The sequence below is a fragment of the Propionibacterium ruminifibrarum genome, assembly GCF_900289195.1.
Classification (GTDB): Bacteria; Actinomycetota; Actinomycetes; order Propionibacteriales; family Propionibacteriaceae; genus Propionibacterium; species Propionibacterium ruminifibrarum.
Map to the genome: position 1 here is coordinate 266,815 of NZ_OMOH01000001.1, position 18,731 is coordinate 285,545.

Sequence of the window (18,731 nt, forward strand, 5' to 3'; positions counted from 1 at the left end):
CCCGCTCAGGCGATGACACCGAGGTGCTCGAGCAGGATTCTGGTGCCCAGGCCGATGAGGACGACACCGCCCAGCACCTCGGCCGGGGTGCGGAACCGGGTACCGAGACCGTGGCCGATGGGCACCCCGGCCAGGGCGACGACGAAGGTGGTCAGGCCGATCACCGCGACGGCCTGGAGGATCGGCACGTCGAGGACCGCCAGTGAGACGCCCACCGCCGCCGCGTCGATGCTCGTGGCGACGCCTAGCAGCACGAGCCGCCCGAATCCCATCCACTCGGCGCGCGGGCTTCCCTCGCTGCCGGGGCGCAGGGCCTCCCAGATCATCCTGGCCCCGATGAACCCCAGCAGGCCGAAGGCGATCCAGTGATCGACTGGCTCGACGAGGGTGGCGAACTGCGAGGTGAGGGCCCAGCCGAGAAGGGGCATGAGCGCTTGGAAGACTCCGAAGGTGCCGGCGATGAGGAACGCCCTGCCCCAGAGCAGACGCACCATCTGCAGGCCGCTGGCGATCGAGACGGCGAAGGCGTCGGCTGAGACGCTGAGGCCGACGAGCAGGATACCGAGGAAGGACATCTGGAGCCTTTCGGTGGTGGCCGAAGGCTCGGGGAGGACTTCGGCCGTGGACAACAGCCGAAGGTCTCGCTCACTCCGCGATGGGCGGAGCGATACGCCGGGCGGTGGTGCCGCCAGTGTGTCGACGTATCTCCGGGCCCCGCAGAGGACCCATCCGTGGGAGCTACTCCCCTTCGCCCGTGACGTTACCGGGGTCACGGCACGATCTGTCAATGCCCCTGTCCACGGGCCGGACAGTGCGGCGGGCGACCGGACCGGTCAGGAATCGCTCACGTGCAGCAGCGATTTGACCGCCCTGCGCTCATCCATGGCCCGGTAGGCCTCCTGCACGTCGTCGAGGTCGAATTCCGCGGTGAACACCCGCCCGGGATCGATCAAGCCGTCGAGAACGGCATCCAACAGGACCTGGCGGTCATAGGTCGTCACCGAGGCCGGTCCGCCGCGCAGACCGATGTTCCGCCAGAACAGGCCCATCGCATCGATGTCGACGTCGTGGGGAACGCCGACACGGCCGACAACGGCCCCGGGGCGGGCGACGGCGATGGCCGTCTGGGTGGACTGGTTGGTGCCGACGCACTCGAGCACGGCTCCGGCACCGCCGCCCTCGGTCAGCTCCATGACCCGCGCCACCGCCTCGGTGCCCCGTTCGGGCACGACATCCGTGGCGCCGAACTCGCGGGCCAGGGCGGCGCGGTCGTCGTGCCCGCTCATCGAGATGATGCGTTCGGCGCCCAGCAGCCGGGCGCTCAGCACCCCCATCAGCCCCACCGCGCCGTCTCCGAGGACCACCGCCGTGACGCCGGGCCCCACCTCAGCCATCCGGGCCGCGTGGTAGCCGGTCGCCATCACATCGGACAAGGTCAGCAGGCTCGCCCGCATCGCCGCCGAGTAGTCGCCCGGGGCCCCCGGCACCTTCACCAGGGCGCCGTCCGCGTTGTAGGCGCGCATGTACTCGGCCTGGTAGCCGGCGTTGCCACCCGGCTCGCCATTGCGGCAGTTGGCGTCGAAACCCGCTTGGCACGCGGAGCAGGTGCCGCAGCCGTGGGTGAAGGGCACGATGACGAAGTCCCCGGGGACCAGCGAGGACACCTCGGAGCCGGTCTCGGTGACGACGCCCATCGCCTCGTGCCCGGTGAGTGAGCCGTGCTCGCGGTGACTGATGCCCCGGAACCACCACAGGTCGGAGCCGCACACGCAGGCGTCGGTGACGCGAACGATCACGTCGGTGGGCTTCTCGATGACCGGCTCGGGACGATCCTCGACCCGCACCGTCCCCGGCTCGACGAAGACTGCTGCTCGCATGATGCCCTCCAGCTGACGCGGCATGCCCGGCACCGTCCGGCCGGTGCTCCTGATCCAGCGTCTGGGGCGAGCCTATCGCGACGCCCCGCGCAGCCGACAATAAGTGAGGTTCGGCTGGGCTTATTTTTTCCGCACAGGTTCCCTAGTCTGGTGCTCATGGCTGACAAGAGAACCGAACCCGATACCCCGCTTCCCTTCGCCGACCGGCCGGTGTCCTCCGCGCCCGGGCACTGGGTTCTCGCGCGGGCCGGCAAACGGGTGCTGCGCCCCGGGGGCGCCGCACTGTCATGGCAGATGCTCGACGAGGCCCGGATCGCAGGCTCTGACATCGTCGAGCTGGCGCCCGGGCTGGGCCGGACGGCCGTCGAGGTGCTCAGGAGGGAGCCGGGCTCCTACACGGCGATCGACCGGGACCCCGACGCCGTTCAGCGCGTCGCCGCCATCATCGCCGACCGCGGCACCTGTCGGCAGGGCGAGGCCTCCGACACCGGCCTGGACGATGCCTGCGCCGACGTGGTGATCGGCGAGGCGATGCTCACCATGCAGGGCGACAAGGGGAAACGAGCCATCGTCGAGGAGGCTGCGAGGATCCTGCGGCCGGGCGGGCGCTACGCGATCCACGAACTCGGCATCGTCCCCGACGACGTCGACGAGGAGATCTACACCCAGGTGCGCCAGGGGCTGGCCAGGGCCATCCACGTGAATGCCCGGCCGATGACGGAGAAGTCCTGGCGGGAGCTCTTGGCGGACGCCGGCCTGGTCGTCGACTGGGTGGGCATGGCGCCCATGGCCCTGCTCAAGCCGCGCCGCAATCTTGAGGACGAGGGCGTCCGAGGGGTCCTGCGGATGGCCCGCAACATCCTGGCCGACAAGGAGCTGCGGCAGCGCATCCGGGGCATGGCGGCGACCTTCAGGACCTACGAGGACAGCATGCGCGGCATCGCCGTCGTGGCCCACAAGCCGCTGTCCGGCTGACCGCTGCCCGATCAGGGGCAGTGGTTCCGTGGTGCTGCCACCACGGAACCACTGCGCGCGTCCGAGCGGAGGATCCTCCCTCACCCCTCCCGGGAGGAGGCAGCAACGGCAGCCACCGAGGCGAGCACGAGCGCGAGCGCCGGGGCAAGGACGACCCAAGGTGCTCGTTCCAAGTAGTCGATGCCCTCTGACAACAGCAGGCCCCATTCGGGCGAGGGCGGCTGCGCCCCGAGTCCGAGGAACCCCAGCGAGGCGAGTTCGAGTGCCCTGCCTGGAAGCCTCAGGACAGCGTGCCGGCCGATCGTCGGCACGACGGCCGGCAGCACACCGAAGAACAGCTGCCGCGCTTTGCCCACGCCCCACAGCGGTTGCAGCTGGATGTAGGGTCGCGCCCTGACCTCGGCCACGAGATCCGCCGTGTGCGCCGCGAGCGGCGCCCAGGCGGTGATCGCCACTGCGATGGCAGCGCCCAACCAATTCGGGCCCGTTACCGCGGCAACGAGCAGGCCGACGATCAGTGTCGGCAGCGCGTTGACGACCTCGATGAGACCGGTCGCCCAGCGCCCGCACAGGCCGACGAGGATGCCGATGACGAACGTGGCGGCCACCACGAGGACGGCGACCCCCAGTGTCGAGACGGCGCCGTGGGCGACCCTGGCGAGAACGTCGCGCCCTGAAGCGTCGGCGCCGAGGGGAAGCCCCCAGCTGGGGGCCTGGAGCCTTTCATGGTCGGCGGCGTAAGGGTCGCGCGGCAGCCCTGCCGCGATGATCAGCCCGAGCAGCCCGGCAGCAACGAGCGCCGTGACACCGGTTCGTCTCGTACCCACCGCCGCAGGTCTCGGCACGGGAATGGCCCCGCCCCTCAGCGCGGGGCCGAGAATGATCCACCGTCCGACGGCGGCCAGGACGCCGACCACCGCGGCGAGCAGGAGCAGCAGCACCATGGCGGCTTGGACCGCAGGCACGTCCTGGGCCGCCGCCGAGCCGAGCATGCTGCGGCCCAGGCCGGGGATGGCGAAGATCTGCTCGACGGCGACCGCACCGGCCGTCAGGGCGACGATCGACAGGGCGACCTGGGACAGCAGGCCGCTCATCGCGCGTCGCAGGACGGCCAGGCCCAGACTGCGCTCCGGCACACCGCCCAGCACCCAGGTCCGCACCCAGGGCTCGCTCCACGCCCCCGCCACGGCGTCGGAGAGCAGCCGTCCGAAGTAGGCCCCCGTGGGAACACCCATGGCGATGGCCGGCAGCACCGCGTAACGGATGCTCTGCCAGCCGTATGGCGGGAACCAGCCCAACCAGACCGCGAAGCAGATGAGCAGCAGCGAACCAAGCAGAAAGGTCGGCAGCGAGGACAGTGCAGCCGACCCCAGTCCCGAACCCCGGTTGGGGCGGAAGCGCAGCCCATCGCGCATCGGGCGGATGAGCATCAGTGCGACGACGAGCAAGGCCACCACGAGGGACAGGCCCATCAGGGTGAGCGAGACGCTGAACGAGCGAAACAGCCCGGGGCCGAGAGCCTCCCCGGTGATCCAGGAACTGCCCAGGTCACCGTGCAGCAGACCGGTCAGCCACTGCCAGAAGATCACCCACGGCCCCCGGTCCAGCCCGAGCTCGGCACGGACCAGTGCCAGGTTCTCGGGAGTCGCTTCGAGTTCGGCGTACCGCGCGCGCAGGATCGTGTATTCGGCCGAACTGCCACTCAGCCAGGGCATCATGCCGATGAGCAGGATGACCAGCGCCGTTGCGGTGACACGCGAGGCGGCGAGCACCAGGCCGTTGACCAGGCCCGGCCGAATCGTGCGTCTCATCGGGTCACGTTCGTCCTGCTCGTCACCAACAGTCGTTCCTGGGGGTCTCGGGCGCATTCGGCGACCCCGGACCCCTCGCCCTGCAAGCTGCGCTCATGCAGCAGCGGGATGACGGCATCGCGGGCGAGGACGCCGGCCTCGGCCCGGGCGATCGCGTCCTGACGGTCCTCGCCGGGCTCAATGACGCCAGCCGCGGCGATCAGCTGGTCGACGGCGGAGTCCTTCAGCAACGGAATGTTGAAGCTACCCTCGGTTCCGAAATCACTGGCCAGGGTCGAGACCGGGTCCCCGGTGTCGATCGTCATGGCACGGGAGAGGATCACGGCGTCGAAGCCGCCGTCCAGGATCTCCTTGTTCATGTACTGGTACTCACGCACGTCCTGGGTGACGGTGAAACCGGCAGACTCGAGCATCTGCTGAACCTGGACGGCCAGTTCGGGCAGTTCGGAACGGTCGCTGTAGGTGGCGAGAGTGACCGCCTGGCCGTTCAGGTCAGTGGCGGCACCCGCCCGCGAGGAGAGCAGGTCATCGAAGCCGACGCGTCCACGAGCCTGGGCCGCCCATCCGAGCGCGGGGCCGAACAATCCCTCGGGAAGATCGGCATGCCCCTCGAAGACCTTGTCGATGAGGGTCTGCGCGTCGATCGCGGCCCGGGCTGCGGCGCGGACGGCCGGGTCGGCGAAGGGACCGGAAGCGGTGTTGAGGTACAGGCTGGTGGTGCGAGAGGTCCGCACCTCGTGAATGAGTTCCTCGTCGATGCCCCCGAGCTGACCGATCGGTACGGCCTCGGCGATGTCGGCCTCACCGGTGCGCAGGGCCGAGGCCCGGGCGGTGCCATCCGGCACGAACGTGGCGTCGATACCGGCCAGGAGTGCCTTCTCGCCCCAGTAGTCCTCGTAGCGGTCGAGACTGGCGCTGGCATTGCCGTTGAGCCCGGCGATCATGAAGGCGCCGGTGCCATAACCGATCGGGTCCGTGGCGTCGGCACCATAGGCGGCGGTGGCCAGCAGGCACAGACTCGGACTCGACATGCGATTGGGCAGCAGCGGGTCTGGCGAGGCGGTGGTGACGACAAGCCGGCCGTCCTCGGCGCTGGCGGACAGGCCCACCCCGGTCAGGACCCGCGGGAGCGGGCTGGCCTCGGCGGCCCTGGTCAACGAGTTCGCAGCGGTTTCGGCGGTGAACGCGGTGCCGTCGTGGAAGCTGACGCCGTCGCGCAGCGTGAAAACCCACTCGGTGTCACTGCGCTGCTCCCAGCTGGTGGCCAGGTTGGGTTGGGGCGTGCCCTCCTCGTCCAGGACGGTCAGGCACTCGGCCGCCGACCAGGCGATGAGCTTGTAGGCGTCGTCCGAGAAGGGTGACAGCGATGAGCGCGGGGCCGACAGGCAGGCGATCCTGATGCGCTCGCTCCGGCTGGAGGACGAGCCCGTGGAATCGGAGTCGCCGAAGCAGCCGGTCAGGGCCGTACCACTCAGACCTGCCAGGCCGATGGCGCCCAGGAGTGCTCGTCGTGATGTCTTCATGAGGAACCTTTCGCGTGATGGGGGTTGTGGCGGGCCACCGGCAACAGCGGTGATGGCCCCTGGTCGTTTTGTTGTTCTGGCCAGAGCTTGTGGGGTCTGCGTGTCGTGTTGCCTGCTCAACCCCTGATCCGCGGGACCGCCTCGACGAGGGTGCGCGTCACGGGGTGCTGGGGGTCGTTCATCACGGCAGTCAGGTCGCCGGACTCGACGATGCGCCCTCGAGCCATGACGAGCAGATAGGTGCACACCCGGTTGACGCCGGACAGGTCATGGCTGACGAGCAGGACGCCGACGCCCTGGGCCCGCAGCTCGGAAAGCAGGTCCAGTACCTGGAGCCGTAGCGGCGCGTCCAGGCCACTGGTCGGCTCATCGGCCAGCACGTACCTGGGTGCGGTGACGATGGCCCGGGCGACCGCCACCCGCTGTGCCTCACCGCCCGACAGTCCCGAAGCCCTCTGGGCGATGAGCCGATCGGGCAGTCCGACGCGGTTCAGCGCGGTGCGAACCATGGAGTCGTGATCGCCGGTCACGCCGAGCCGCAGCAGCGGTTCACGGACCTGGGAGAGCACCGACCGGCGCGGGTCGAGGCTGCTCGCCGGGTCCTGCGGGACGAACTGCACGGCGCGCCGGAAGTCACGCAGTGCGCCGCGCGTGACCTCGGCGTCCTCCAGAACCATGCGCCCCGCATCGGGTTCGATGAGTCGGATGAGGATGTGCAGCAGGGTCGACTTGCCACTGCCCGAGGGGCCGACGACCCCCAGCCCCTGCCCCGGGAGCAGCTCCAGGTCGACGCCGTCAAGGGCGGACACCGCATGGCGTCCGATCCGGTAGGTCTTCGTCAGGGCCTCGGCGGACAGACTCATGAGTCGACCCCGCTCATGGCGCGTGCCGCGGCGACGAGGCGACTCACGTAGTCATCGCCGGTGCGGCCCAGCAGGGTGGTGAAGTCCTCGTCGGCCACGATGGTCCCCTCGTGCATGACCAGTGCGCGGTCGCACAGCCCGCTGGCCAGGGCGACGTCATGGGTGATGAACAACAGTGCGGCCCGGCCCGGGCCGGTCGCGGCGCGCAGGGCCCTGACCACCTCGGCCTGGCTGACGGTGTCCAGGGCGCTGGTCGGCTCGTCGGCGACGAGGATCCGGGGCCTGCGCAGTACGGCCATGGCCAGGCACACCCGCTGGAGCTGACCGCCGGACAGCTGCATGGGATAGGAGGCGAGGACGCGGTCGGGATCATCGAAGTCGAGCGCGACGAGCGTCTCGGCGGCGTCACGGTGCTCGTGGCCGGCCAGCCGGAACTGCCTGCCCACCCTCATGAGCGGGTTCAGCGCGGTGGCCGTGGCCTGGAAGACGGCGGCCATGCCGGCCCTGTCCTGAGGGAGCGTACCGGTGACGTCGACACCCTCGAACTCAACGACGCCGCTGCGGCTCAGACGCGCATGAAGAGTGCCGAGCAGGGACTCGGCTGTGAGGGACTTGCCCGAGCCGCTTGCGCCGAGCAGCGCCAGCCGCTCCCCCTCCATCACGGAGAAGCTCACGCCCCTGACCAGCTGTTGCCGACCGGCGGCGACGCGCAGGTCGTGCACGCCGAGGACTTCATTCACTGGGGGAAAATAACGGCTCCCATCCAGGGCCCTCAAGGCCAGGCTCGCCCCGCACCGGTCGCACCAGCACGCAGGAATGGTCCTCGACAAGGAGCATCACGAAGAGAGGAGGCCATCATCCGCTGACCTTCTCTCTCGTACCGCTGGCAGAGATCATCAGGAATTACCTAGGGTGGAAACAATCCAACTCGTTTCCGGTGGGAGCACCCATGAGCAGCAGCCGACCCTTCGACACGGAACTCCCCCTCGTCGCCGCGCCCATGGCGGGCGGCCCCTCCACGACGGCACTGGTCCAGGCAGTGGCCGGGGCAGGCGGCCTGGGTTTCCTCGCGGCGGGCTACAAGACGCCCGAGCGAATGGCTGAGGAGCTGGACACCGCCAGGGGCTGGGGCGTGCCCTTCGGGGTCAATCTCTTCGTCCCGAACGACCAGCCCTATGACGAGCAGGCCCTGAACGCGTACGCCGCCGAGCTGGCCGACGAGGCGGCGGCACTGGGCGCCGAGGTCCGTTTCGCGCCCGGTGCCGACGACGACCACTGGGCCGACAAGATCGCCCTCCTGCTGGATGCCCCCGTCCCGGCCGTCTCGTTCAGTTTCGCGCTGCCGGACCGCTCCCTCATCGCCGAACTCAAGGGCAGGGGCACCGTCGTGCTGCAGACCGTCACGACCCTGGACGAGGCCAGGGCGGCGCTCGACGCCGGTGTGGATGCCCTGGTGGTGCAGGGGCCCCGGGCCGGCGGGCACTCGGCGACCTGGACGCCCACCCGGGCGATCGAGGACTTCCCCACCGCACGGATCGTGGCCCGGATCCGGGCACTGACGAGCGTGCCGATCATCGGCACGGGTGGGGTCGACGGCCCCGGGACGGTGCGCGAGATCATGGCCGCCGGCGCCGACGGCGTCGCGATCGGCACCCTGCTCGTGCGGGCGGAGGAGTCGGGCGCCTCACCGGTCTACCAGGACGCCCTCGTCAGCGGCGAGTTCACGCGGACGACGATCACCAGGGCCTTCACCGGAAGACCTGCGCGCGGACTGCACAACGGCTTCATCGAGCGTCACGGCGAGCACGCGCCCACCGCCTACCCGGCCGTCCACCGGATGACGAGCCCGATGCGAACCAGGGCGTGGATCACCGGCGACACCGATCGCCTCTCACTGTGGGCCGGCACCGGCTTCGCGAGCGCCCAGGCGGCGCCGACGGCGCAGATCCTGCACGGTCTCGCATCGCAGCTGCCCTGAGAGGCCGGTCGGGCGGGCCGGCGCCGCCGAACGCCGGGCCCTACCCGATCCCGGGTCCTCTGCGACGCAGAGGAACGCCCGCGGCGTCGAGGTACGGCGTGCCCTCTCCCCGAGCGGAGTCGTCGCCGATGCACACCGTACCGGCCTCTCCCCCGGCGCTCTCGATGTGAAAGCCCGAGTCGGTGATCATCGCCAAGTCGTCGCGCCCGGGCTGGCCCTCACTGGTGAGGTAGTCGCCGAGGAAGATCGAGTTCGCCACCTCCAGGACCAACGGTTGCAGGGTGCGGATGTGGTACTCGCGTCCGGCGGCAGAGCGCACCTCCGCGTCGGGATGGACCAGCCGCACCATCGAGAGGATGCGCAGGCACCGCTGCGGGGTGAGTTCGCGGTGACCGGCCAGCGACGTGCCCTGGAAGGGCAGCAGGAAGTTGACCGGCACGGAGCCGACACCCATCGCGCGCAGGGCGAGGACCACGTCGACGAGTTCCTCGTCGCTCTCCCCCATGCCCGCGATGAGTCCGGAGCACGGGCTGATCCCCGCTGCCTGCACGGCGTCCACGGTGGCGGCGCGGTCGTCGTAGCCGTGGCTCGTGCAGATCTCGTCGTAGTGCGAACGTGCCGTGTTGAGGTTGTGGTTGTAGCGTTCGGCACCCGCCTCGCGCAGGACGGCCGCCTTGTCCTCGTCGAGCAGCCCGAGACACGCGCAGATGTGCACATCCGGATGCTCACGATGGATGCGGGCGATGATCCGGGCGACCCGGTCGGTATCGCGTGCGGACGGGCCGCGCCCCGAGGCCACCAGGCAGATCGTCGAGGCCCCGTGCGCGATGCCGGTTCTCACACTCTCATGCACCTGCTCGTCGTCGATCCAGGTGTACCTGGGTATCGCCGCCGACGAGCCGAGGGCCTGCGAGCAGTAGGAGCAGTTCTCGGGGCACATGCCGGACTTGAGACTGATGAGGTGGTTGAGTCGCACTCCCGTGCCGAAGAAGTGTCGGCGCACTCGCCCCGCCGCCGCAACGATCGGCAGGGTCATCGCATCGTCGGCGGCCAGGAGCTCCAGGGCCTGCCCCTTGGAGACCGAGCGTCCTTGCAGCCCTTCTCGGACCATGGCCTCAAGATCCATCACGGCTCCCGTTCCTGCCGGAGGGGACCTTCCCAACCCCGCAGACGCCAACCTACTCGCTGACTTGAACACTGTTCAAGTCAGCGAGTAGGGGCGCACCGGCTGCCGGGCATGCGATTGGCCAGGCGGCCGCATCGGCGCTGCCGTCAGGGACGGATCAGCTCGTCTCGGCCAGGCCCAGGCGGGACTCCATCTCCTCCAGGGGCACGCCCTTGGTCTCGGGCATCACCCTGAGCACCCAGAACAGCTGGCCGCACATGAACACGAAGAAGATCAGGAATGCGACACCGCCGCCGAGTGTGGCGATGACCGGTGGGAAGGCGTAGGTGGTCAGGGCGGCGAACGTCCAGTGCGTCATCGAGCCGAGGGACTGGCCGCGACCACGGACCCGGTTCGGGAAGATCTCCGAGATGAACACCCAGATCACCGAGCCCTGGCCGAAGGCATGGGCTGCGATGAACACGAGCAGGCCGACGAGCACCAGCACCGACGACGTGGTGTTGAAGTGTCCGGAGAAACCGAACATGACGCCGGCCAGGAAACCCAGTGAGACGAGATAGCCGATGGAACCGACGATCATGAGGGCGCGACGTCCGATTTTGTCGATCACGGTGAGAGCCGCCATCGTGGCGATGAGGTTCATGAGGCCGACGGCGACGCTCATGAGGTACGACGAGTCGGTCGAGGCACCGGCCTCCTGGATCACGACCGGGGCGTAGTAGAGGATCGCGTTCACGCCTGACATCTGATTGAACATGGCGATGCAGAACGCCAGGAGAATCACCTTCCGATAGCGCTTGGAGAAGAACTTCACCTTCACCGAGCGCAACTCGGCCTGTTCGGCGAGCTGGGCGCGGATCTCCGCGATCTGCTCATCGGATTCCTCCCGGGTGGTGCACAGCCGACGGCTGATCGCGATGGCCTCGTCCTCGCGGCCCACGGACATCAGCCAGCGGGGCGTCTCGGGAACGGCCAGCAGCAGGATGAGGAAGATGGCGGCGGGGACGGCCATGACGCCGAGCATCCAGCGCCAGGCGACATCCTCGGGAGCGATGAGCCTGATGATGTAGTTGCTCAGATAGGCCAGCAGGATGCCGAGCACGACGTTGCCCTGGACGAGGCCGACGAGGCGCCCGCGGTGTGCGGCCGGGGCGATCTCGGCGGTGTAGATGGGCGCGCACACGCTCGACATGCCGACGCCGACACCGCCGAGGAAGCGGAACACGAGGAAGAGCCCGTGCGCCCCCGCCGGGGTGAGCGCAGTACCGAGCGAGCCCACGATGTAGAGCACCCCGATGCTGTACAGCATGATCTTGCGGCCATAGCGGTCGGCGAGATTGCCCGAGAACAGGGCCCCGACGATGGTGCCGATGGTGGCCATGGCCACGGTGAAACCGAGACCGGACGGGCTGAGGTTGAAGACCTTCTCCAGGGAAGTGGTCGTGCCTGAGATTACGGCGGTGTCGAAGCCGAAGACGAGACCGCCGAGGGCCGCCACGACGGCGCTTCGCAGCACCAGACCGTTGGCTCTGGTGGGGTTGGCCGGCTGGGCGCCGGCAGTGGTACTGGACATTCGTCTGCCTCCAGATGTTGGGGTTCCATCACGGATGGTCTGTCCCCAGCGAACTTACGCCTGGAGGAGCGGGCAGAGGGGTTGTTCCAGTTTTTAATCCGGTGCCGCAGCACGGCTCGACGGGACGGGTCCCTCAGTGCCGCACGAGACGCTCGTACTCGGGATGCTTGGTGATCCACCGGGCGACGAAGGAGCACGTGGGCACCACGGTCCGGCCGGCAGCAGCGGCGTCGTCGAGTGCCCGGCGGGCCAGCATCCCGGCCAGGCCGCGGCCTGAGAACGCCGGGTCGACGACCGTGTGCGGCATCGTCACGACCTCACCGTCCACCGAGTACTCCAGGAAGCCCGCGACGGCGTCGTCGACGAGAACCTCGTAGCGGTGCCGCTCGGCGTTGTCGGTGATCTCGATGCTCTCGGCGCCTCTGCTCATGGTGTGCTCCTTCTCAGTCGTTCAGGCGTGTGGTGGCCAGCCGGGCGCCCTCGGTGAGTGATTCGAGCTTCGCCCAGGCGATGAGCGGGTGGATGCGGCCGCCCAGCCCGCAGTCCGTCGAGGCGATGACACGATCCGGCCCCACCGCCGAGACGAAGTTCATGATGCGTTCGGCGACGAGTTCGGGATGTTCGACCACATTGGTCGAGTGCGAGACGACGCCGGGGATGATGACCTTGTCCTCGGGCAGCGGGACATGGTGCCACAGCCTCCATTCGTGCTCGTGCCGGGCGTTGGCGGCCTCGAAGGAGTAGCCGTGGGCCCTGACCGACAGCACCTGGTCGATGATGTCGGCGAACGGGATGTCGGTGGTGTGCGGACCGTGCCAGGAGCCCCAGCAGACGTGCAGGCGCACCTGGTCGGCGGGGATGGACTCCAGGGCCCGGTTGATCGCGTCGATGCGCAGGCCGATGAAGTCGCGGTAGTCACTGACGGTCGGTTCCGGGTTGATCTGGTCCCAACTCTCGGCGATGTCGGGGGCGTCGATCTGCACGGTCAGGCCGGCGTCGGTGATCGCCTTGTACTCCTCATGCATCGCATCGGCGCAGGCGGCCAGCAGGTCGGCGTCGCTGTCGTAGTACTCGTTCCTCACCCGCGCAGCCGACCCCGGGCTGAGTGCGGCGATGAAGCCGTCTGCCGGGGACAGCCCGTTGTCGGCCAGGCCCTCGAGCAGCAGCTCGATGTCGGCGTCGACGGCCTCGGAACCGATGTAGGTCAGCGGACCGGTGATCTTGGGGTTCCCCACCGAGGCGCGTCCGGTGAGGATGCCCGAATCCGGGTCCTCGTAGGCGGCGCGGAAGGCCGCGCGGTCGCGGCGGTCGGGGAAGGACGTGAGCCGTGGGTTGCCCGGCGTCGAACGCACGATCTCGGGGTTCGCCCAGCGGTCCTCGTCGGTCATCGTCAGGCCGCCCAGGCGGGTGAATGAGTAGTTCCACCACGCGCCGTAGTCGACTGCCCCGGATGTGATGTGGCCGTACTCGCCCTCGTTGACGATGTCGAGGCCGATCTCGCGCTGGCGGGCGACGACCTGCTCGACGCTGGCGCCGAGGACCGAGGCGAACTCCTCGTCGTCGATGGCGCCCCCGGACCGTCGGGCATTCGCCTCCAGCAGTTCGTCGGGACGGGGCAGGGAGCCCACGTGGGTGGTTCGAATGCGATGGGCCATGGTGTGTCCCCCAACTGTCGGCGCACGTGGCACCAAGATTATCCGGGCCGCCGGGACGCCCCTGCACTCGAACGCGGGCGCGTGGCGCCCGGCCTCGTTCAGCGGACCAGGGTTCGGTCGGCGAGCCTGATGAGCCGGTCGAGGACCGCCCCGCCCGAGGCGTTCGAGCCGTTGTGCTCGTACTCGCTGGTGATCCAGACGTGCATGTCCGGGAGCAGCGCCGCCGTCTCGAGCGAGTGGTGCAGGGGCACGTAGGCGTCGTGGGCGTAGACGGCTGCGGCGCACGGCACATCGGCCTCGGCCAGCGCCTGCGGATCATAGAGCCTGGGCCAGGGGTGCTCGGCGATGAGCTGGGCGCTGTGCTTCCAGGGGCGCAGCGAGGAGTCCTCGTCGAACCATTCGGGGAAGACGTGCTCTCCGGTCAGCAGGGTCGGATCGGCCCGGAAGGCCTCGGGCAGCGTGCGGGCGGCCGCCCAGTTCGTCACCACGCCGTCGGCGTAGCTCGACTCGTGGATCACCGTGTACAGCACGTTGCGTCCGCCGAAGGGCAGCAGGTCCGCCAGGTCGTAGCGGAAGCCGCGTGACCCCGGATCGCGTTCGAGCAGGTAGTGCAGCTTCTCGGCCCCGCCCGAGGCGCCGAGCAGGTGGCCGAGTGAGCGGATGCGGGACGGCCCGACCACGTCGCCGTTGGGGGTGCGAAGGGCCTCCTGGGCGGCCAGGTCGACCAGCCGTGCGACGCGGTCGCGGTCCTCGGGGAACCGCCGGTAGTACTCCAGTGATTTCCCGGCCATCGTCTCGTAGCAGGCGGTGTAGATGTCCTCGGCGCTGTGGCCGACACCGGTCAGGCCGCCGGTGAAGTAGACCGCCAGCAGCGCGTCGGGGCGGGTCGACAGGTAGTGGACGGCGGTGAAACCGCCGAAGGACTGGCCCAGCACCGCCCAGCGCTCGACCCCGAGGTGGGCGCGCAGGTCCTCGCAGTCGGCGACGATCTCGTCGGCACGCAGATGCGTGAGGTACTCGGCCTGGTCGGCCGCCGACCCGAGCGGCTCACTGATCGGGCTCGACAGTCCGGTGCCGCGCTGGTCGAGCAGTACCACCTGGTAGTCGTCAAGGGCACGGCGCAGCCAGCCCGGCCACATCGGGTCGAGCCCGGGACGGGGGGACTCGCACCCTGGCCCGCCCTGCAGGAAGACCAGGTAGGGGCGGTCGGTGCCGTCGGGGGCAGCGACGATCCTGGCGAAGATGGTGATGCCGCGTTCGTCCGCGGGATTGGAGTGGTCGAGGGGGACGTTGATCCGGACCTCGCGGGTCAGGAGTCCGGGAATGCTGCGCTGCCACGTCATGGGCCCATGCTAGTGGTCCGCACCCGCCAGGGGCCGCTCACCGGTCCTGGTCGAGGGTGCGCGACAGCAGGGGGCCGATCAGGTCCATGGGCAGAGGGAAGACGACCGTCGAGTTCTGGTCGGCACCGAGCTCGAGCAGCGTCTGCAGGTACCGCAGTTGCAGGGAGGCGGGGCTGGCCGAGAGCACGTCGGCGGCCTGCCTCAGTTCGCCGGACGCCTGGAGCTCGCCGCGGGCGTTGATCACCTTGGCGCGACGCTCACGCTCGGCCTCGGCCTCGCGGGCCATCGCCCGCTGCATGGCCTCGGGAATCTCCACGTCCTTGATCTCGACCACGGACACGTCGACGCCCCAGGAGGAGGTCTGCACCTCGATGATCTCGCGCAGATCGCGATTGAGCCCCTCGCGATGGGCCAGCAGGGTGTCGAGGTCGGCGCGCCCGAGCACGGTGCGCAGCGTGGTCTGGGCGATCTGGCTGGTCGCCACCGCGTAGTTCTCCACGTTCATCACCGCGTTCATCGGATCGGTGACATTGAACAGGACGACGGCGTTGACCCGGGCCGGAACGTTGTCGCGGGTGATGATCTCCTGCGGCGGGATCGTCAGGGTCACCGTCCTCGTGTCGACCCGGACGATCCTGTCCAGGCCGGGGACGATGAGGGCCAGGCCCGCCCCGTGCAGCGGCCTCACCTTGCCGAGGCGGAAGATGACGGCCCGCTCGTACTCGGGGATGATCTTCAGGCAGGTGACCAGGAGGCCGGCCACGAGAATGACGAGTGCGATGAGGGTGAAGAACCACTGAGTACTGCCCACGGTCAGCTCCTGTCGGTGTCGTCAAGGGTCGAGTGATAACGGGTGCGTCCGCTCGACCATGCGGGTGCGTAGCGTTCGATGAGGCGCGTGGCCTCATCGGCGGCGCGGTCCGTCTGAGCCTGTCCGTGCACGCCGTGAGTCCTGACCCGCTGAGCCGTGGTCCGTTTCCCCGTCCCGGTGGTCATGACCGGGCCGGCATCATCGTCGGGGACGGAGGACTCGAGGGGCAGGTCCTCGGGCGCGTTGACCGGTGTGGTGCGCAGCGAGCGGATCATCGGCCAGGCGGCCACGACGACGAAGGCGACGGCCGCGCCGAGCGCGATGCGCTGAGCGAGCCCGTTCGCCACGGCCTGCATGGCCGCCGGGAGCGCTGCACCGGCGGCCATGATCGCAAGGCTCATGCCCCGGTGGAACACCCCCGCCTCGGAGTGCGGCCAGGGATCGACCGGCTGGGTGATCTCACGCGGACCCAGCCGTGGCGCGCAGTCCCTCTTGACGGGGCAGCGCCCGCAGATCTCGTCCTGCCCCCGGTAGCGGATGACGCGTTTCTCCGGGTCGAAGCTGGCGGGCCACAGCCACTGGTCCTGGTGGCACTTCCACGCGCCGTGGTCCTCGTGGAAGACGAAGGTACTGGTCCGCCACTCCCGGGACCGCTGGTTGCTGCGCCGCCCCAGCACGTCCAGCCCCCAGGCGAAGGCGACGAGGACGACCGCGTAGAGGCAGGACAGGTAGACCTGGGCGCCCATCTCGTCCATGGTCAGTCCACGCTCGCGATCGGGGCGTACCCGTGTCCGTCCGAGCCCACCTCGACGAACAGCCGTTCGACGGGCAGTTCGTCCACGGTGCGCCCCTCGTGACGGTGGATCCAGCCGCGGACCGCCATGACGAGGAAGGGCAGGACACCGCCGAGGATGAAGACGAGGTCGCCCGGCATCCGCAGCCATTCGAGTACGACGTTCTTGTGCTCGGTGATGTAGTTGAGCGATCTCGCCTCGAAGTATCCGGCGCCGACCGAACGGTACAGCTGGAGCGCCCCCAGCGGCAGCAGGGTGACGAAGACCATCCAGGCGAGCCCGATGTTGGAGCACCAGAAGGAGACCTTGGCGAGCCTGTCGTCCCACTTGTCCTGCGGGATGAGGTAGCGCAGGGCGAACATCGCCAGGCCCATCGCCATCATGCCGTAGACGCCCATCATGGAGCCGTGCGCGTGGTTGGCCGTCAGTGCCGTGCCGATCTCGTAGTAGGAGACGATGGGCAGGTTGATGAGGAAGCCGAACAGACCCGCACCGACGAAGTTCCAGAAACCCACGGCCACGAGGAACATGACGCACCAGCGGTGCGGGAACGGGGTGCTCGACCTGGCCTCTCGTCTGGCACCCAACTGCATGAACGCCCAGGCCTCGACGGTCAGGAAGGTCAGCGGGATGACCTCGGCGGCCGAGAAGACCGCACCGACCGCCATGTTCGAGCTCGGGGTGCCGGAGAAGTAGACGTGGTGCATGGTGCCGAGTACGCCGCCGACGGAGTAGAGGATGACGTCCATGTAGATGATTCCCAGGGCGACCTTCTCGCGCACCACGCCGAGCATGACGAAGATGTACGCGACCATGACGGTGGTGAACAGTTCGAGGAAGTCCTCGACCCACAGGTGGACCACCCAGAAGCGCCAGTACTCGGCCACCGAGATCTGTGTCGTCGTACCGGCGAGCATGCCGACCGCGTAGAAGGCGGGGATGGACAGGGCGGAGAAGAAGAACACCCAGGGCAGATTGCCGTGCGATTCGGCGCGCAGCCTGCCCCGGATGGCTCGGACGATGATGAACACCCAGAGGAACATGCCGAGCGTCAGCGCGGCCTGGAAGACCTTGGGCAGGTCCAGGTACTCCCACTGCTGGCCGAGGAGCGGCCCGCTGGCCCATGAGACCCCGTAGATCGACAGCATCTCGCCCGCGAGCGAGCCGAACACGACGAAGCAGACGGCACAGAACAGCACACCGACCCATCTGCTCTGGCCCCTGGGTTCCCTGCCCGAGATGAAGGGGGCGAGGAAGATGCCCCCGGCCAGGAAGGAGGCCGCCGTCCACAGCAGGGCGAGTTGGACGTGCCAGGTGCGCGCCAGGTTGTAGGGGAACCAGCTGGCCAGGTCGAAACCGAAGAAGCTCGTGATGTCGGCCCTGTAGTGCTCGGCCGCCGCACCCACGATGGTCTGCAGCAGGAACAGCGCCGATATCGCCACCCAGAACCAGGCCGTGACACGCTGGGACCTGGTGAGCCCCACCCTGGACGGCGGGATGAAGGAGATCGACGGGGCGTCCGAGGCGTGCCAGCCGATCCTGGCGCTCCACCGTCCGTAAATGGCGAACATCACGCCGATACCCCCGAGGAGCACGAGCAGGGACAGCGCCGACCACAGCACCATGTCGGCCGTGGGCTCGTTGGCAACGTTGCTCTCGGCCGGCCAGTTGTTCGTGTAGGAGTAGTCCTGCCCCGGTCGTTGGGCCGCCGCGCCCCAGGCGGTCCAGGCGAAGAAGCTCACCAGCTGGTGGATCTGCTCAGGATCGGTGATGTCGTCGGCGAGCAGGCCGAGATCGTGCGAGTCCTGCCCGAAGTAGCCGGCGTAGTAGCCGGTGAGCTCCCGGTAGGCGTCCGTCTGGTGCTCGGAGAACCGGAGCACCCCGCTGTCCTCGTCGTAACGGTTCGTGCGCCAGTCCGTGATGGTGGCGGCCGACGGGTCTGCGACGCCCTCGTCCCGGTACGCCTGCAGCGTGCGGTCACTGGCCCGGCGCAGGTAGTCCGCGGTGAAGTCGGGTCCGAGGTAGCCGCCGTGGCCCAGCACCGATCCGTACTGCATCAGACCGCGGTTCTGGAACAGTTCCTGGCCCGCGGCGATGTCGTCCCCGGTGAACAGCACCTCCCCGGATTGGTCGGTGACCTTGTCGGGAACGGGAATCGAGTCGGTGTAGGTGCGCCAGGCGAGGATGCCCATGACCGTGAATCCGAAGAGCATCACCAGGATGACGCCCTGGACCCACCCCCTGCTCACCACCATGGTACGGCGGGAGCAGCCGGGGCCGGCGATGGTGCTGTGCTGCGAGTCCGTCATGGGCGTCATGATAATTATCAGGAGCATCCCGGGTTTATTTTTGGACGGATTTAATCCATTATCAGCCTTGTTTATTACTCTGGGCGAACAGGT

At 68.8% G+C, this 18,731-nt stretch carries 16 protein-coding genes; 2 read left to right on the forward strand and 14 right to left on the reverse strand.

Going from position 1 to position 18,731, the window contains the following annotated elements; all coding sequences use genetic code 11:
* Positions 1-5: 5 nt before the first annotated feature.
* Both PROPJV5_RS01200 and PROPJV5_RS01205 read right to left on the reverse strand, forming a co-directional pair.
* Positions 6-575, reverse strand: coding sequence for a manganese efflux pump MntP (locus PROPJV5_RS01200; RefSeq protein ID WP_119714514.1), 570 nt, complete (start codon positions 573-575; stop codon positions 6-8).
* Between the two features lie 258 nt (positions 576-833).
* Positions 834-1,877 carry a zinc-dependent alcohol dehydrogenase family protein gene (locus PROPJV5_RS01205; RefSeq protein ID WP_119714658.1) on the reverse strand — a complete coding sequence of 348 codons (1,044 nt, stop codon included), beginning with the start codon at positions 1,875-1,877 and terminating at the stop codon, positions 834-836.
* A 156-nt stretch (positions 1,878-2,033) separates the two neighbouring features.
* Between PROPJV5_RS01205 and PROPJV5_RS01210 the strand changes: the two genes are divergently transcribed.
* Entirely contained in the window at positions 2,034-2,852 is an 819-nt protein-coding gene (locus tag PROPJV5_RS01210) for a class I SAM-dependent methyltransferase (protein ID WP_119714659.1), read from the forward strand.
* A gap of 80 nt (positions 2,853-2,932) precedes the next feature.
* Here PROPJV5_RS01210 and PROPJV5_RS01215 read toward each other — a convergent pair whose 3' ends face one another.
* The 4 genes from PROPJV5_RS01215 to PROPJV5_RS01230 all read right to left on the reverse strand — a co-directional run bounded on the left by PROPJV5_RS01215 (position 2,933) and on the right by PROPJV5_RS01230 (position 7,789).
* Entirely contained in the window at positions 2,933-4,663 is a 1,731-nt protein-coding gene (locus PROPJV5_RS01215) for an ABC transporter permease subunit (protein WP_119714515.1), read from the reverse strand.
* Positions 4,660-6,186 (reverse strand): ABC transporter substrate-binding protein, encoded by a 1,527-nt coding sequence (locus tag PROPJV5_RS01220; protein ID WP_119714516.1) that lies wholly within the window; start codon positions 6,184-6,186, stop codon positions 4,660-4,662. Before PROPJV5_RS01220 ends, PROPJV5_RS01215 begins: the two co-directional genes overlap by 4 nt.
* A 116-nt stretch (positions 6,187-6,302) precedes the next feature.
* Entirely contained in the window at positions 6,303-7,049 is a 747-nt protein-coding gene (locus tag PROPJV5_RS01225) for an ABC transporter ATP-binding protein (RefSeq protein WP_220474283.1), read from the reverse strand.
* Complete coding sequence (locus PROPJV5_RS01230) at positions 7,046-7,789, reverse strand: ABC transporter ATP-binding protein (RefSeq protein ID WP_147385309.1); 744 nt, start codon at positions 7,787-7,789, stop codon at positions 7,046-7,048. Before PROPJV5_RS01230 ends, PROPJV5_RS01225 begins: the two co-directional genes overlap by 4 nt.
* A gap of 209 nt (positions 7,790-7,998) precedes the next feature.
* Here PROPJV5_RS01230 and PROPJV5_RS01235 point away from each other — a divergent pair, with 209 nt between their 5' ends.
* Positions 7,999-9,027: an NAD(P)H-dependent flavin oxidoreductase gene (locus PROPJV5_RS01235; protein WP_119714518.1), complete on the forward strand. Its 1,029-nt coding sequence runs from the start codon at positions 7,999-8,001 to the stop codon at positions 9,025-9,027.
* A 40-nt stretch (positions 9,028-9,067) separates the two neighbouring features.
* Here the strand turns inward: PROPJV5_RS01235 and bioB are convergent, their stop codons facing one another.
* The 8 genes from bioB to PROPJV5_RS01275 form a co-directional block, all read right to left on the reverse strand.
* On the reverse strand, positions 9,068-10,153 hold the full coding sequence (gene bioB, locus PROPJV5_RS01240) for a biotin synthase BioB (protein ID WP_119714519.1): 1,086 nt from the start codon (positions 10,151-10,153) through the stop codon (positions 9,068-9,070).
* Positions 10,154-10,310: 157 nt separating this feature from the next.
* A complete protein-coding gene (locus PROPJV5_RS01245) occupies positions 10,311-11,726 on the reverse strand; it encodes a sugar porter family MFS transporter (RefSeq protein ID WP_119714520.1) in 1,416 nt (471 codons plus the stop codon).
* 133 nt (positions 11,727-11,859) lie between these two features.
* Positions 11,860-12,156 carry a GNAT family N-acetyltransferase gene (locus PROPJV5_RS01250; protein ID WP_119714521.1) on the reverse strand — a complete coding sequence of 99 codons (297 nt, stop codon included), beginning with the start codon at positions 12,154-12,156 and terminating at the stop codon, positions 11,860-11,862.
* A gap of 13 nt (positions 12,157-12,169) precedes the next feature.
* Positions 12,170-13,381: a cobalamin-independent methionine synthase II family protein gene (locus tag PROPJV5_RS01255; RefSeq protein WP_119714522.1), complete on the reverse strand. Its 1,212-nt coding sequence runs from the start codon at positions 13,379-13,381 to the stop codon at positions 12,170-12,172.
* Positions 13,382-13,479: 98 nt separating this feature from the next.
* The gene (locus tag PROPJV5_RS01260; RefSeq protein WP_119714523.1) at positions 13,480-14,724 is read right to left on the reverse strand and encodes an alpha/beta fold hydrolase; all 1,245 of its coding nucleotides are present in this window, start codon (positions 14,722-14,724) and stop codon (positions 13,480-13,482) included.
* 37 nt (positions 14,725-14,761) lie between these two features.
* On the reverse strand, positions 14,762-15,535 hold the full coding sequence (locus tag PROPJV5_RS01265) for a slipin family protein (protein WP_119714524.1): 774 nt from the start codon (positions 15,533-15,535) through the stop codon (positions 14,762-14,764).
* A gap of 2 nt (positions 15,536-15,537) precedes the next feature.
* Positions 15,538-16,290, reverse strand: coding sequence for a hypothetical protein (locus tag PROPJV5_RS01270; RefSeq protein WP_239018339.1), 753 nt, complete (start codon positions 16,288-16,290; stop codon positions 15,538-15,540).
* Between the two features lie 2 nt (positions 16,291-16,292).
* Entirely contained in the window at positions 16,293-18,638 is a 2,346-nt protein-coding gene (locus tag PROPJV5_RS01275; RefSeq protein ID WP_239018340.1) for a nitric-oxide reductase large subunit, read from the reverse strand.
* Between the last annotated feature and the right edge of the window lie 93 nt (positions 18,639-18,731).